At 58.2% G+C, this 14,223-nt stretch carries 12 protein-coding genes; 5 read left to right on the top strand and 7 right to left on the bottom strand.

Going from position 1 to position 14,223, the window contains the following annotated elements; translation table 11 throughout:
• Positions 1-23 precede the first annotated feature (23 nt).
• Complete coding sequence (gene hemL / locus FHW76_RS18465; protein WP_016160319.1) at positions 24-1,304, bottom strand: glutamate-1-semialdehyde 2,1-aminomutase; 1,281 nt, start codon at positions 1,302-1,304, stop codon at positions 24-26.
• Between the two features lie 180 nt (positions 1,305-1,484).
• On the opposite strand from hemL, the gene clcA reads away from it, so the two are divergent.
• Both clcA and erpA read left to right on the top strand, forming a co-directional pair.
• A complete protein-coding gene (gene clcA / locus FHW76_RS18460) occupies positions 1,485-2,903 on the top strand; it encodes a H(+)/Cl(-) exchange transporter ClcA (protein ID WP_008807364.1) in 1,419 nt (472 codons plus the stop codon).
• 81 nt (positions 2,904-2,984) lie between these two features.
• Positions 2,985-3,329, top strand: coding sequence for an iron-sulfur cluster insertion protein ErpA (erpA, locus tag FHW76_RS18455; protein ID WP_008807363.1), 345 nt, complete (start codon positions 2,985-2,987; stop codon positions 3,327-3,329).
• Between the two features lie 85 nt (positions 3,330-3,414).
• Here the strand turns inward: erpA and FHW76_RS18450 are convergent, their stop codons facing one another.
• Genes FHW76_RS18450 through mtnN form a run of 3 tightly spaced genes read right to left on the bottom strand, consistent with a single transcriptional unit; the run spans position 3,415 to position 5,566 of the window.
• The gene (locus FHW76_RS18450; RefSeq protein ID WP_002889277.1) at positions 3,415-4,038 is read right to left on the bottom strand and encodes a TRIC cation channel family protein; all 624 of its coding nucleotides are present in this window, start codon (positions 4,036-4,038) and stop codon (positions 3,415-3,417) included.
• Positions 4,039-4,074: 36 nt separating this feature from the next.
• Positions 4,075-4,875, bottom strand: a complete 801-nt coding sequence (btuF, locus tag FHW76_RS18445) for a vitamin B12 ABC transporter substrate-binding protein BtuF (RefSeq protein WP_012542811.1) — start codon at positions 4,873-4,875, stop codon at positions 4,075-4,077.
• Positions 4,868-5,566, bottom strand: coding sequence for a 5'-methylthioadenosine/S-adenosylhomocysteine nucleosidase (gene mtnN, locus FHW76_RS18440; RefSeq protein ID WP_008807361.1), 699 nt, complete (start codon positions 5,564-5,566; stop codon positions 4,868-4,870). The genes btuF and mtnN overlap by 8 nt, the downstream gene beginning before the upstream one ends.
• Before the next feature lie 83 nt (positions 5,567-5,649).
• Between mtnN and dgt the strand changes: the two genes are divergently transcribed.
• The 3 genes from dgt to cdaR all read left to right on the top strand — a co-directional run bounded on the left by dgt (position 5,650) and on the right by cdaR (position 10,059).
• The gene (dgt, locus tag FHW76_RS18435; RefSeq protein WP_039102867.1) at positions 5,650-7,164 is read left to right on the top strand and encodes a dGTPase; all 1,515 of its coding nucleotides are present in this window, start codon (positions 5,650-5,652) and stop codon (positions 7,162-7,164) included.
• Between the two features lie 134 nt (positions 7,165-7,298).
• On the top strand, positions 7,299-8,732 hold the full coding sequence (gene degP / locus FHW76_RS18430) for a serine endoprotease DegP (protein ID WP_008807359.1): 1,434 nt from the start codon (positions 7,299-7,301) through the stop codon (positions 8,730-8,732).
• 169 nt (positions 8,733-8,901) lie between these two features.
• Positions 8,902-10,059 carry a DNA-binding transcriptional regulator CdaR gene (gene cdaR, locus FHW76_RS18425; RefSeq protein WP_002889289.1) on the top strand — a complete coding sequence of 386 codons (1,158 nt, stop codon included), beginning with the start codon at positions 8,902-8,904 and terminating at the stop codon, positions 10,057-10,059.
• A 116-nt stretch (positions 10,060-10,175) separates the two neighbouring features.
• Here cdaR and FHW76_RS18420 read toward each other — a convergent pair whose 3' ends face one another.
• The 3 genes from FHW76_RS18420 to glnD form a co-directional block, all read right to left on the bottom strand.
• Positions 10,176-10,562: a DUF3461 family protein gene (locus FHW76_RS18420; RefSeq protein WP_002889292.1), complete on the bottom strand. Its 387-nt coding sequence runs from the start codon at positions 10,560-10,562 to the stop codon at positions 10,176-10,178.
• 107 nt (positions 10,563-10,669) lie between these two features.
• Positions 10,670-11,494, bottom strand: a complete 825-nt coding sequence (gene dapD / locus FHW76_RS18415) for a 2,3,4,5-tetrahydropyridine-2,6-dicarboxylate N-succinyltransferase (protein ID WP_002889295.1) — start codon at positions 11,492-11,494, stop codon at positions 10,670-10,672.
• Positions 11,495-11,524: 30 nt separating this feature from the next.
• Positions 11,525-14,188 carry a bifunctional uridylyltransferase/uridylyl-removing protein GlnD gene (glnD, locus tag FHW76_RS18410; protein ID WP_012542810.1) on the bottom strand — a complete coding sequence of 888 codons (2,664 nt, stop codon included), beginning with the start codon at positions 14,186-14,188 and terminating at the stop codon, positions 11,525-11,527.
• Positions 14,189-14,223 lie beyond the last annotated feature (35 nt).

Genomic DNA, 14,223 nt, shown 5'->3' with positions numbered 1-14,223 from the left:
GCGCCACCAGGCCTTCAAGTACCTTACAGTTTGGCAAACACCCGACGGGCGGCGTCGATGGTGTTGTTAATGTCCTCTTCGCTGTGAGCGATGGACATAAAGCCGGCTTCAAATGCCGACGGCGCCAGGTACACGCCTTCCTCCAGCATCAGGTGGAAGAAGCGCTTGAAGCGTTCGACATCGCACTTCACCACGTCCTGATAGCAGGTGACGGTTTCGGCATCGGTAAAGAAGATGCCGAACATGCCGCCGACGTTATTGACCACCAGCGGGATCCCGGTTTCGCGCGCCGCGTTCAGCAGGCCATCCGCCAGCTGGTTGGTCAGATCGGTCAGGGTTTCATGCACACCCGGCTGCGCCACTTCGCTTAAGCAGGCGAAGCCAGCGGCCATGGCGATCGGGTTACCGGAGAGCGTACCAGCCTGGTACACCGGGCCGGTCGGCGCCAGCGCGTCCATCACTTCGCGGCGGCCGCCGAAGGCGCCCACCGGCATCCCGCCGCCGATGATTTTCCCGAGACAGGTCAGATCCGGCTCCACGCCGTAATAAGCCTGGGCGCCCGCCAGCGCCACGCGGAAGCCGGTCATCACTTCGTCGATGATCAGCAGGGCGCCAAATTCGTCGCACAACGCGCGCAGGCCCGGCAGGAACTCCGGCTGCGGCGGAATGCAGTTCATATTCCCGGCGACCGGCTCGACGATGATGCAGGCGATATCCTGTGGATATTGCTCGAACGCCGCGCGTACCGAGGCGAGGTCGTTATAGGTGCAGGTCAGGGTATGTTTCGCGAAATCGGCTGGCACGCCCGGCGAATTTGGCTGGCCGAGGGTCAGCGCGCCGGAACCGGCTTTCACCAGCAGACAGTCGGCATGGCCGTGATAGCAGCCTTCGAACTTAATGATCTTATCGCGGCCGGTGAAGCCGCGGGCCAGGCGAATGGCGCTCATGGTCGCTTCGGTGCCGGAGTTCACCATCCGCACCATATCCATGGTCGGGACCAGCTCGGTCACCAGCGCCGCCATTTTCACTTCCATTTCGGTCGGCGCGCCAAAGCTCAGGCCGCGGGACGCCGCTTCGATCACCGCATTGCGGATAGCCGGGTGGTTGTGGCCCAGCACCATCGGACCCCAGGAGCCGACATAATCGATATAGGCCTTCCCATCCACGTCATAAAGATAGGCGCCATCCGCGCGTTCGATAAACAGCGGCGTGCCGCCGACGCCGGTGAAGGCGCGCACCGGCGAGTTAACGCCGCCGGGGATCAGTTCGCGCGCAGCATGGTATAGATTTTCAGATTTGCTCATGGCCAGGGTCCTGGTTCGTGAAAAATGTTTTATCGGCTATTCTAAGTTATTCCAGGATGGTTATGAAAGTTTTGCCCAATTGAAACAATGTGCCGCAAGGGCATTTTTTTGACGACGCAGCGCGCCGGGACGGCTAAAATGCCTCTCTCTTCATTTGTATTACCAATAATTGATAATGGCATGAAAGCAGAAACTCCCTCTTTTGAAGCACATCAGTTCGTGCGGGTACGTCGCGGCGATGCGGTGCGCCGTTTGATTCAGCGCGATAAAACGCCGCTGGCGGTCCTGTTGATGGCGGCGGTGGTTGGCACGCTGGCCGGTCTGGTGGGCGTGGCGTTTGAAAAGAGCGTGAACTGGGTGCAGAACCAGCGGATCGGCGCGCTGGCGCAGGTGGCCGATCATTGGTATCTGGTCTGGCCGCTGGCGTTTATCTTGTCGGCGCTGCTGGCAATGGTCGGTTATTTTCTCGTGCGCCGCTTTGCGCCGGAGGCGGGCGGCTCCGGGATCCCGGAAATCGAAGGGGCGCTGGAGGAGCTGCGGCCGGTGCGCTGGTGGCGTGTGCTGCCGGTGAAATTTATCGGCGGCATGGGGACCCTGGGCGCCGGAATGGTGCTGGGACGCGAAGGGCCGATGGTGCAGCTTGGCGGCAACATTGGACGCATGGTGCTGGATATCTTCCGCATGCGCAGTCCGGAGGCGCGGCACACGCTGCTGGCGACCGGTGCGGCGTCGGGGCTCTCGGCGGCCTTTAATGCGCCGCTGGCCGGTATTCTGTTTATCATCGAAGAGATGCGCCCGCAGTTTCGCTACAACCTGATCTCCATTAAAGCGGTATTTACCGGCGTGATCATGTCGAGCATTGTGTTTCGTATTTTCAATGGCGAAGCGGCGATCATTGAGGTAGGCAAGCTGAGCAACGCCCCGGTGAATACCCTGTGGCTGTATCTGGTGCTGGGCATGCTCTTTGGTTGCTTTGGTCCGCTGTTTAACTTCCTGGTGCTGCGCACCCAGGATATCTTCCAGCGCATCCACGGTGGCAATATCAAAAAATGGGTATTGATGGGCGGGGTCATCGGCGGGATCTGCGGCCTGCTGGGGCTGATGCAGCCCTCCGCGGTGGGCGGTGGCTTTAACCTGATCCCCATCGCCGCCGCCGGTAATTTCTCCGTCGGTTTGCTGCTGTTTATCTTTATTGCCCGCGTGGTGACCACGCTGATCTGCTTCTCTTCCGGCGCGCCGGGGGGGATCTTCGCGCCGATGCTGGCGCTGGGCACCTTGCTGGGCACGGCGTTCGGCATGGCGGCTATTCCGCTGTTTCCGGCCTACCATCTCGATGCCGGCACCTTCGCCATCGCCGGGATGGGGGCGCTGCTGGCCGCCTCGGTGCGCGCGCCGCTCACCGGGATTGTGCTGGTGCTGGAGATGACGGATAACTATCAGCTCATTTTGCCAATGATTATTACCTGCCTTGGCGCAACACTACTGGCGCAATTCCTCGGCGGTAAGCCTTTGTATTCGACCATTCTGCAACGTACTCTGGCGAAGCAGGAGGCCGAGCAGGCGGCAAAAGCGCAGCAGGCACCGCGGGAGAATACTTGAACGATTTACCAGGGTATTAGATAATGGCTCAAAAGGTCCGGTTATTCTTTAACCGGCCGGAAGTATCAATGGGAGCAAAAAATGAGTGATGACGTAGCGTTGCCGCTGGAGTTTACCGAAGCCGCAGCCAACAAAGTAAAACACCTGATTGCGGATGAAGATAATCCGAACCTGAAACTGCGCGTGTATATCACCGGCGGCGGTTGCAGCGGTTTCCAGTATGGCTTCACCTTTGACGATCAGGTGAACGAAGGCGATATGACCATCGAGAAACAGGGCGTCGGCCTGGTGGTTGACCCAATGAGCCTGCAGTATCTGGTCGGCGGCGCCGTCGACTATACCGAGGGTCTGGAAGGTTCGCGTTTCATCGTGACCAACCCGAACGCGAAAAGCACCTGCGGCTGCGGTTCCTCATTCAGCGTTTAAAGCGAGTGCGACCGGGCGCCTTCTCCTCCAGCGAGAGGGAGCCAACGCGAAAAACGGTAACCTTAAGGTTACCGTTTTGCTTTTACTACCGCCCGTTATCGTCCAGGGCAAACGTCGGCAGCTTCAGGTGCCAGCGGATCGCCGCCAGACGGATCACCAGTGTCACCACCATGCCCATCATCGCCGAATTCTCCAGCGGGAGATGAAAGGTGTCGTGCGCTGTAGCGTGGACAATGCCGCCGACAATACAGGCGGTGGCGTAGATCTCGGTGCGCAGAATCATGGGAATTTCGCGCGCCAGCACGTCACGGATAATCCCGCCGCCGACGCCGGTGACCACCCCCATGCAGACCGCCACCAGCGGACCACTGCCGGCGAGAAAGGCTTTATTGACGCCGATGCCGACAAACACCGCCAGACCGACGGCATCAAGAACGGGCAGTATCCATTTCGGCAGCCGACGCGGCTGGCGGACCAGCAGGATGGTCAGCATGCTGGTGACCATCGCCACCACCAGATCGGTGGGATCTTTGACCCAGAATACCGGGCCATTCGCCAGCGCCATGTCGCGGATGGTTCCGCCGCCCACCGCCGTCACCACGCCTAACACCAGCACGCCGAATGGGTCCATGCGTAATTTTCCCGCCAGCAGAACGCCGGAGATCGCGAAGACAGCCGTGCCAATAATATCCAGCCAATAGACAAGCATCGTTGATTCCCACTGAACATCCGGTGTGCCGGATGATTATTTTACCTGGTCAAGCGCCGCACAAAGTTGTTTGGCGGCGAGGATAATACGTGGGCTTGCGCGTTCAAACCAGTCGCTGTGTAACGCAATCAACGAAATGGTGAGCTGATGTTGCCAAAAGCGCTGCGCTTCGGCAATGCGGCTGGCGTCGCCGGTCACCACGATCGCCTGCGGCTGGCGGGCCAGCACCTGTTCGCGGCTCACCTGCGGCCAGGGAACACGGCTGGTGGCAAAGATATTCTCGCCGCCGCACAGCCCCAGCACCTGATCCTGAATCGAACCGGGACCACTGGTGAATAGCGGCGCGGATCCGAACTGCAGGAAGACGCGTTTCTTCGGCGCATTGGCATAGCGCGCTTTCAGCGTATCGTATTCCTGCTGCATCGCCTGCGCCGCCTGCTGCGCTTTTTCCGGCTGCGGGCTCCACTGCGCCAGCTGACGCAGGGTGGCGATGATCTCTTCTATCGTCGAGGTCTGCACCCAGAGGACATGAATACCCAGCGACTGCAGCTGGTTAACCTGGCGTTCGGCATTGCCCCCGCGCCAGGCCAGCACCACGTCTGGCTTTAGCGCCACGATGCGCTCCAGGTTCATCCCCTGCCAGCTGGCAACCTGTTCTATGGTTTTGGCCTGCGGCGGATAATCGGAATAGCTGCTGACGCCGACCGGCGTGATCCCGGCGGCAAAGGCCAGTTCGGTATTGGCGGGGGAGAGGGTGACCACCCGCGGCGCGGCCAGTAGCCACGCCGGGGCAAGTAACAGCAGCGCGGCAAGCGCGAAGGATAGCGACTTAGCCACGTGCCAGGTTCTGTACCAGATTCTCCACCATCAGGGTGGACTGTCTGGCGGCGACCGCAAGGAACTCCTCAAAGCTGAGGTGGGACTGCTGGTCGGCCACGTCGGAGATGGCGCGAACCACCACGAAGGGAACTTTGAAGTTATGGCAGACATGAGCGATGGCGGTCGCTTCCATTTCCACGGCGATTGCCTGCGGGAAATTATGGCGGATCTTCGCCAGCGCGACGGAGCCGTTAATGAAGGCATCACCGCTGACGATCAGGCCGCGAACGGCATTGAGATCTAACGCTTTAATGCAGTCTTCGGCGGCGGCCACCAGCTTATCGTCCGCTTTAAAGCCCGCCGGGCAGCCAGGCAACTGGCCATACTCATAACCGAAGGCGGTGACGTCGGCATCGTGGTAGCGCGCTTCATCGGAGACGACGATATCGCCGACCTTCAGCGTCGGCGCGAGGCCGCCGGCAGAACCGGTATTAATGATCACGTCAGGCTGGCAGCGCTCCAGCAGCAGGGTCGCGCCCGTCGCCGCCGCCACTTTCCCGATACCAGACTTCAGCAGAGCGACGTCAACGCCGTGAAGTTGGCCGGTATAGATTTCGCTGCCGCCAATGGTGATGGTCTGGCGGTTTTCGATTTTGTCGCGCAGGAGGGTAACTTCCTCTTCCATAGCGCCAATAATGCCAATTTTCATAGATTTACTCGCGATGTGTCAGGTTTAGTTGCATAGTCTATCATGCGCTTAAGGGGAAGCGTATTGCTCGCGCGGGAGAGGCTATGGCAAAGATTGATTTTCGCAACAAGATAAACTGGCGTCGACGCTTCCGTTCGCCGCCGCGGGTGGAGACGGAGCGCGACATCCTGCGGATCTTCGAAAGCGATCGGGGGCGGATCGTCAACTCGCCGGCCATCCGCCGCCTACAGCAAAAAACCCAGGTCTTCCCGCTGGAGCGCAACGCGGCGGTCCGTACTCGCCTGACCCACTCGCTGGAGGTGCAGCAGGTGGGGCGCTATATCGCCAAAGAAGTGCTGAGCAGGCTGAAAGAGCAGAAGCTACTGGAAGAGTATGGCCTGGAAGAGCTGACCGGGCCATTCGAGAGCGTGGTTGAGATGGCCTGCCTGATGCACGACATTGGCAACCCGCCGTTTGGCCACTTTGGCGAGGCGGCGATTAACGACTGGTTTCGCCAGCGCCTGGCCCCCGGCGATGCGCTCGGCCAGCCGTTGACCGACGATCGCTGCGAGGTGCAGGCGTTACGCCTGCACGAAGGGGAAACGGCGCTGAATGCGCTGCGGCGTAAAGTGCGCCAGGATCTCTGCAGCTTTGAGGGCAACGCGCAGGGGATTCGTCTGGTCCACACGCTGATGCGGATGAATCTGACCTGGGCGCAGGTGGGCTGCATCCTGAAATATACCCGACCGGCGTGGTGGTTCGAGGCGACGCCAGCCAGTCACAGTTATTTAATGAAGAAGCCTGGCTATTATTTAGCCGAAGAAGAGTATGTCGCGCGCCTGCGTAAAGAACTGGATCTGGCACCTTACAATCGATTCCCATTAACCTGGATTATGGAGGCCGCGGATGACATCTCATATTGCGTCGCGGATCTCGAGGACGCGGTTGAAAAACGTATTTTCAGCGCCGAGCAGCTTTATCAGCATCTTTACGACGCCTGGGGCAACCATGAAAAAGGATCGTTATTCTCTCAGGTAGTGGAAAATGCCTGGGAAAAATCGCGAGCTAATTACCTGCGACAGAGCGCGGAAGATCAGTTTTTTATGTATTTGCGGGTAAACACGCTGAATAAGCTGGTGCCCTACGCGGCGCGCCGATTTATTGATAACCTGCCGGCCATCTTCACTGGCGACTTTAATCATGCGCTGCTTGAGGACGATAGCGATTGCAGCCAGCTGCTGGAACTCTATAAAAATGTAGCGATGAAACAGGTCTTTAGCCATCCGGATGTCGAGCAGCTGGAATTGCAGGGCTACCGGGTGATTAGCGGCCTGCTGGATATCTATCAGCCGCTGCTGAAATTATCTCTGGAGGATTTCAGCGAATTAGTCGCGCAGGATCGGGTACGGCGGTTACCCATTGCCTCCCGGCTGTATCAGAAACTTTCAACCCGTCACCGGCTGGCCTATGTTGAAGCAGTAAATAAGCTGGTGCGCACGGCGCCCGAATTTGCGCTGATGGAATACTATTATCGCTGCCGTCTGATCCAGGATTATATCAGCGGAATGACGGATTTGTATGCGTGGGATGAATATCGGCGACTGATGGCGGTGGAATAGGCTGGAGTTTTGTAAAGATGGACAATAAATTTTTACTTTTTCCAGAAACTTAATTCCGGAACTTAGCGCTATAAAATGACTCTGATAGTCACGTACACAGCAACTTTCGTTATCTGATATTGAGATTGAAACTGATGAAAAAAACCACGTTAGCAATGAGTGCACTGGCTCTGAGTTTAGGTCTTGCGTTGTCCCCGCTCTCTGCGAGCGCGGCAGAAACGGCATCTTCGGCCACTAATGCACAGCAGATGCCAAGCCTGGCCCCGATGCTGGAGAAGGTGATGCCATCGGTGGTGAGCATTAACGTTGAAGGTAGCACCACTGTTAATACCCCACGGATGCCGCGTAACTTCCAGCAGTTCTTTGGCGATAATTCGCCGTTCTGCCAGGATGGTTCTCCTTTCCAGAGTTCACCGTTTTGCCAGGGCGGTGGACAGGGCGGTCAGCCTGACGGCGGCCAGCAGCAGAAATTCATGGCGCTGGGCTCCGGCGTCATCATTGATGCGGCCAAAGGGTATGTGGTGACCAACAACCACGTTGTGGACAACGCCACCACGATTAAGGTTCAACTGAGCGATGGCCGTAAGTTTGATGCCAAAGTCGTGGGCAAAGATCCGCGCTCCGATATCGCGCTGATTCAGATTCAGGATCCGAAAAACCTGACGGCGATTAAGCTGGCTGATTCTGATGCGCTGCGCGTCGGCGACTACACCGTGGCTATCGGTAACCCGTTTGGTCTGGGCGAAACCGTGACCTCCGGGATTGTCTCCGCGCTGGGCCGTAGCGGCCTGAACGTGGAAAACTACGAAAACTTTATCCAGACCGATGCGGCGATTAACCGCGGGAACTCCGGCGGCGCGCTGGTGAACCTCAACGGCGAGCTGATCGGCATTAACACCGCCATCCTGGCGCCGGACGGCGGCAACATCGGTATCGGTTTTGCTATCCCGAGCAACATGGTGAAAAACCTGACCGAGCAGATGGTGAAATATGGCCAGGTGAAACGCGGTGAGCTGGGCATCATGGGCACCGAACTGAACTCTGAACTGGCGAAAGCGATGAAAGTCGACGCCCAGCGCGGCGCCTTCGTCAGCCAGGTGATGCCAGGTTCGGCAGCCGCCAAAGCGGGCATTAAAGCCGGCGACGTGATCACCACCCTCAATGGCAAGGCGATCAGCAGCTTCGCCGCGCTACGTGCTCAGGTCGGCACCATGCCTATCGGCAGCAAAGTTGAGCTTGGCCTGCTCCGCGACGGCAAACCGGTCACCGTTACCGTCGAACTGCAGCAGAGCAACCAGACCCAGGTGGATTCCAGCACCATCTTCAACGGGATTGAAGGGGCGGAAATGAGTAACAAGGGTCAGGATAAGGGCGTGGTGGTCAACAATGTGAAAGCCGGCACCCCGGCGGCGCAGATTGGCCTCAAGAAAGGCGATATCATTGTCGGGGCGAATCAGCAGCCGGTGAAAAACATCGCCGATCTGCGGAAAATCTTCGACGCCAAACCGTCCGTGCTGGCGCTGAACATTCAGCGCGGCGACGCCTCTATCTACCTGCTGTTGCAGTAATCGTCAGCGCAAGCGCCACAGCCCCTTCCCTCGCCGAGGGCAGGGGCTTTTTTTTTCGTTCTGTGACCACTTCCACAACTCCACATATCTCGCCCCGCCTTCGGGCATATGCACAATGCAGCAGGAAGGAGACTCTTTTATGCTGGTGCCCTGCATAGGGGAGGATTACATGGCTGGCTGGCATCTTGATACCAAAATGGCGCAGGATATTGTGGCGCGCACGATGCGCATCATCGATACCAACATCAACGTGATGGATGCCCGCGGGCGGATTATCGGCAGCGGCGATCGGGAAAGAATTGGTGAATTGCACGAAGGCGCGCTGCTGGTGCTTTCTCAGGGGCGGGTGGTGGATATCGACGATGCGGTCGCTCGCCATCTGCACGGCGTGCGTCAGGGGATCAACCTGCCGCTACGCCTCGAAGGTGAAATCGTCGGGGTGATCGGCCTGACCGGCGAGCCGGAGTCGCTGCGGAAATATGGCGAGCTGGTGTGCATGACGGCAGAGATGATGCTGGAGCAGTCGCGGCTGATGCATCTCCTTGCGCAGGACAGCCGCCTGCGCGAAGAGCTGGTGATGAACCTGATTCAGGCGGAAGAGCATACCCCGGCGCTGAACGAATGGGCTCAGCGGTTAGGTATCGATCTCAATCAGCCGCGGGTGGTGGCGATGATTGAGGTGGACAGCGGCCAGCTCGGCGTGGATAGCGCGATGGCGGAACTGCAGCAGTTGCAGAACGCGCTGACCACCCCTGATCGCAATAATCTGGTGGCCATTGTGTCACTCACGGAAATGGTGGTGCTGAAACCAGCGCTGAACAGCTTTGGCCGCTGGGACGCCGACGATCACGTCCGCCGCGTCGAGCAGCTTATCGCCAGGATGAAAGAGAATGGTCAGCTCCGCTTTCGCGTGGCGCTGGGCAACTTCTTCACCGGCCCCGGGAGTATCGCCCGCTCTTACCGTACCGCACGGACGACCATGATGGTGGGTAAGCAACGAATGCCGGAGAGCCGCAGCTATTTCTATCAGGATCTGATGCTGCCGGTGCTGCTAGACAGCCTGCGCGGCGGCTGGCAGGCCAATGAACTGGCCCGTCCGCTGGCGCGTCTGAAGGCTATGGATAACAACGGTTTGCTGCGGCGTACGCTGCAGGCGTGGTTTCGCCATAACGTGCAGCCGCTGGCGACATCAAAGGCGCTGTTTATTCATCGCAATACCCTGGAGTATCGGTTGAACCGTATCTCGGAGCTGACCGGTCTGGATCTCGGCAGCTTTGACGATCGGCTGCTGCTCTATATAGCCCTGCAGCTGGATGAGCAACGATAGGGCGTCGAGATAAAAATGCCGGGAGGCGGTTCGCCTTACCCGGCCTGGAGGATGCATGGCGTAAGCGGCAGATTATATTGGTTGCCCGGTCAGGCGGTGCGCCGCCGGGAACGCTGTCACTTACGGGTAAGTTTTTCCAGATCGGCTTCGATTTCGCTGATCTTATTGGTGACCACGCTTTCCAGATGGCGTAAATCGTCGAGGATTTTACGCTTGAGATCGATTTCAGTGCGATCGCGCTGGCAGATCTGATCCAGTTCGTCGATGACGTAGCGCAGATTGGGGCTGATCTCCTGGACTTCTTTGTAGCCCTGGCCGACGCCGTCGGCGACAACGGTTTTGCGCTGACGCGGGTATTTAAACTTCACGCTCTTGGCGAAGAATTCGCCTTTGTCTTTCTGAAAATAGATTTTCAGGATGTCGTTGTTAGCTTCCTGCCGCAGGCTATAGCGATCGATCTCATCAGGGTTGGTAATGCCAAGACTTTTCAGATTATCGTACATAACGGTACCTTTGATAGCATCATAACCATTGAATAATTAACGAAAAAATCCATTTTCGCCAGCATCAAATATAAAAAAAGCGGGATATCTCCCGCTTTTTATTTGCTTTAGTCGATGGTGCGCAGCAGTTCGTTAATGCCGACTTTGCCGCGGGTTTTGGCATCGACTTTCTTAACGATCACCGCGCAGTACAGGCTGTATTTACCATCCTTCGACGGCAGGTTGCCTGACACGACTACCGAGCCAGCCGGTACGCGGCCGTAGAAGACTTCACCGGTTTCGCGATCGTAGATTTTGGTGCTCTGACCCAGATAAACGCCCATGGAGATGACGGAGCCTTCTTCGACAATCACCCCTTCAACCACTTCAGAGCGCGCGCCGATGAAGCAGTTGTCTTCGATGATGGTCGGGTTCGCCTGCAGCGGCTCCAGTACGCCACCGATGCCGACGCCGCCGGACAGGTGAACGTTTTTACCGATCTGCGCGCAGGAGCCGACGGTAGCCCAGGTATCAACCATGGTGCCTTCGTCAACGTAGGCGCCGATGTTAACGTAGGACGGCATCAGCACGGTGTTGCGGGCGATGAATGCGCCCTGACGTACCGCTGCCGGCGGCACCACGCGGAAACCTTCTTTCTGGAAACGCGCTTCGTCATAGTCAGCGAATTTCATCGGTACTTTATCGAAGTAGCGGCTTTCCGCACCATCGATAACCTGGTTATCGTTAATACGGAAAGAGAGCAGTACCGCTTTCTTCAGCCATTGATGCGTCACCCACTGACCATCGATCTTCTCAGCGACGCGCAGCGCGCCGGAATCCAGAAGGGCGATAACCTGGTTTACCGCTTCGCGGGTCACGGTATCCACATTGGCCGGCGTGATGTCGGCGCGACGCTCGAAGGCGGACTCAATAACGTTCTGTAACTGCTGCATTGTTTCTTTCCATTCACTAAAAAAAATACGTCACCCTTTATCGTTTGGATTGAGGGCCTCTGTCAACCGTTGTTGCACTTCTTGTTGTAGCTCATTATTAAGGCCACGCCGGTCGGCGGTGGCGATTATAAATAAATCTTCTACTCGCTCACCAATTGTCGTAATTCGCGCCCCGTGAAGCGAAATACCGAGGTCGGCGAACACCTGGCCGACGCGGGCGAGCAGCCCTGGCTGATCGAGCGCAATCAGCTCGAGAAACGATTTTCGATCGGTATGGGTCGGCAGGAAATTCACCTCTGTCGGCACAGAGAAGTGACGCAGTTTTGCCGCCTGACGACGCGGGGCCGGGGGTTCCCAACTGCGCTGAGTTATCGTCTGTTCAAGACCGTGGCGAATCGCGTCGTGGCGGTCAGCTGAAAGCGGGCTGCCGTCGGGTTCGAGGACAATAAAGGTATCCATCGCCATGCCGTCGCGGGTGGTGAAGATCTGCGCGTCGTGGACGCTGAGGTTGCGGCGGTCCAGTTCGCCGCACACCGCGGCAAACAGATAAGGGCGATCCGGGCTCCAGATAAAAATCTCCGTACCGCCGCGGGTGGCCTGCGAACTCAGCAGAATCATCGGCTTATTCAGATCGTGACGCAGCAGGTTGCGGGCGTGCCAGGCGAGCTGCGTCGGCGTATGCCGCACGAAATAGTTGGCGCGGCAGCGGTTCCAGATCTGATGCAGCGCCTCTTCATTAATATTGTCCATCCGCAGCAGGGCCAGCGCCTGCAGCTGATGATGACGCACCCGTTCGCGCATATCCGGGGTGCTTTGCATGCCCCGACGCAGCTGTTTCTCGGTGGCGAAATAGAGTTCGCGCAGCAGACTCTGCTTCCAGCTGTTCCACAGCGTTTCGTTAGTGGCGCAGATATCGGCAACGGTCAGGCACACCAGATAGCGCAGGCGATTTTCCGTTTGCACTTCCTCGGCGAACTGCTTAATCACCTCCGGATCCTGAATGTCGCGCCGCTGGGCGGTGACCGACATCAGCAGATGGTGACGCACCAGCCAGGCGACCAGCTGCGTTTCGCGAGAGTTCAGTCCGTGCAGCTCGGCAAACTTCAGCACATCCTGCGCGCCGAGGATCGAGTGGTCGCCGCCACGCCCTTTCGCAATGTCGTGGAACAGGGCGGCGATTAAAATCAGCTCCGGGTGCGTTAAGCGCGGCCATAGCTCCACGCACAGCGGGTGGCGGCTGCGGGTTTCTTCTTTGGCAAAGCTCTCCAGCTTCAGCATCACGCGGATGGTGTGTTCATCGACGGTGTAGGCGTGAAACAGATCGAACTGCATCTGGCCGACGATATGTGACCACTGCGGCATATAGGCCCACAGCACGCTATGGCGATGCATCGGCAGCAGTCCGCGGCTGACCGCCCCCTGATGGCGCAGCATGCTGAGAAAGAGCGTGCGCGCCTCCGGGATATAGCACAGCGGCTGGGTCAGATGGCGCCGGGCATGGCGCAGATGGCGCAACGTCGTGGAGTAGATGCCGGTGATGGTGCTGTTGCGTACCATCATATAAAACATGCGCAGAATGGCCTGCGGTTCGCGAATAAACAGCGTGTCGTCACGCAGATCGATAAGGGTGCCGCGCAGCTGGAAGTCATCGTCTATCGGGCGCGGTTTTTCATCCTCGGTCAGGGCGAGAATAGCCTCTTCAAACAACTGAAGCAGCATCTGGTTCAGCTCGCTCACCCGGCGGGTGACGCGGAAGAAGTCCTTCATCATATGTTCAATCGGCTGGTTGCCGTCGCCTTCATAGCCAAGCCGGCGGGCGACGCTGAGCTGGCGGTCGAAAAGCAGACGGTTGTCATAGCGAGTGAGCTCGAGATGCAGCGCGAAACGGATGCGCCACAGCTGATGCAGACACTCGTTGAGCTCATTGCGCTCGGCTTCAGTCAGAAAGCCGAAGCCGACCATCTCATCCATCGAGGTGGCGCCAAAATGACGGCGAGCCACCCACTGTAGCGTATGGATATCCCGCAGGCCGCCGGGGCTGCTTTTCACGTCCGGCTCCAGGTTATAGCTGGTGCCGTGATAGCGTTGATGACGGACGTTCTGCTCTTCCACCTTGGCGGCGAAGAACTTTTCCGATGGCCAGAAGCCGTCGCTAAAAATATGTTTTTGCAGTTCAAGGAACAGCGCGACGTCGCCGATCAGCAGGCGCGATTCAATCAAGTTAGTGGCGACGGTGAGATCCGAAAGTCCTTCGAGCAGACACTCTTCGAGGGTGCGCACGCTGTGGCCCACCTCCAGCTTGACGTCCCACAGCAGCGTCAGCAGTTCGCCGACCTTTTGCGCCTGGTCGTCAGGCAGTTTTTTGCGGCTGAGGATCAGCAGGTCGACGTCAGAGAGCGGATGCAGCTCGCCGCGGCCATAGCCGCCGACGGCCACCAGCGCCAGATCGCAGACGGATTCAAAACCGTAGGCGATCCACAACCGCTGCAGCAGCTGGTCGATAAATTCGGTGCGCGCCGCAATGAGCTGCTCCGCGGCGATGCCGGAGTCAAACGCCTCGCCCAGCCAGTGCTGGAAGGTATCGATGTGCGCCTTAATTGCAGCACAGTTCAGATCGCCCTGCGGCCAGCTCACCGGATGTTCCGGCGGGACGGGCAGAAGAGGGGAGGCTGTGTCAGGTAATGAGTTGCTCATCGCGTCACCATAAGAAAAAACTATCTAATAAAAAA

It is taken from the genome of Klebsiella sp. RC2 (assembly GCF_014192815.1).
Classification (GTDB): Bacteria; Pseudomonadota; Gammaproteobacteria; order Enterobacterales; family Enterobacteriaceae; genus Klebsiella; species Klebsiella variicola.
This window is presented reverse-complemented; position numbering and strand designations above follow the sequence as displayed.

Coding starts and splice junctions, on each gene's coding strand:
- hemL (WP_016160319.1), bottom strand. CDS start 1,304: ATGAGCAAATCTGAAAATCTATACCATGCTGCGCGCGAACTGATCCCC.
- clcA (WP_008807364.1), top strand. CDS start 1,485: ATGAAAGCAGAAACTCCCTCTTTTGAAGCACATCAGTTCGTGCGGGTA.
- erpA (WP_008807363.1), top strand. CDS start 2,985: ATGAGTGATGACGTAGCGTTGCCGCTGGAGTTTACCGAAGCCGCAGCC.
- FHW76_RS18450 (WP_002889277.1), bottom strand. CDS start 4,038: ATGCTTGTCTATTGGCTGGATATTATTGGCACGGCTGTCTTCGCGATC.
- mtnN (WP_008807361.1), bottom strand. CDS start 5,566: ATGAAAATTGGCATTATTGGCGCTATGGAAGAGGAAGTTACCCTCCTG.
- dgt (WP_039102867.1), top strand. CDS start 5,650: ATGGCAAAGATTGATTTTCGCAACAAGATAAACTGGCGTCGACGCTTC.
- degP (WP_008807359.1), top strand. CDS start 7,299: ATGAAAAAAACCACGTTAGCAATGAGTGCACTGGCTCTGAGTTTAGGT.
- cdaR (WP_002889289.1), top strand. CDS start 8,902: ATGGCTGGCTGGCATCTTGATACCAAAATGGCGCAGGATATTGTGGCG.
- FHW76_RS18420 (WP_002889292.1), bottom strand. CDS start 10,562: ATGTACGATAATCTGAAAAGTCTTGGCATTACCAACCCTGATGAGATC.
- dapD (WP_002889295.1), bottom strand. CDS start 11,494: ATGCAGCAGTTACAGAACGTTATTGAGTCCGCCTTCGAGCGTCGCGCC.
- glnD (WP_012542810.1), bottom strand. CDS start 14,188: ATGAGCAACTCATTACCTGACACAGCCTCCCCTCTTCTGCCCGTCCCG.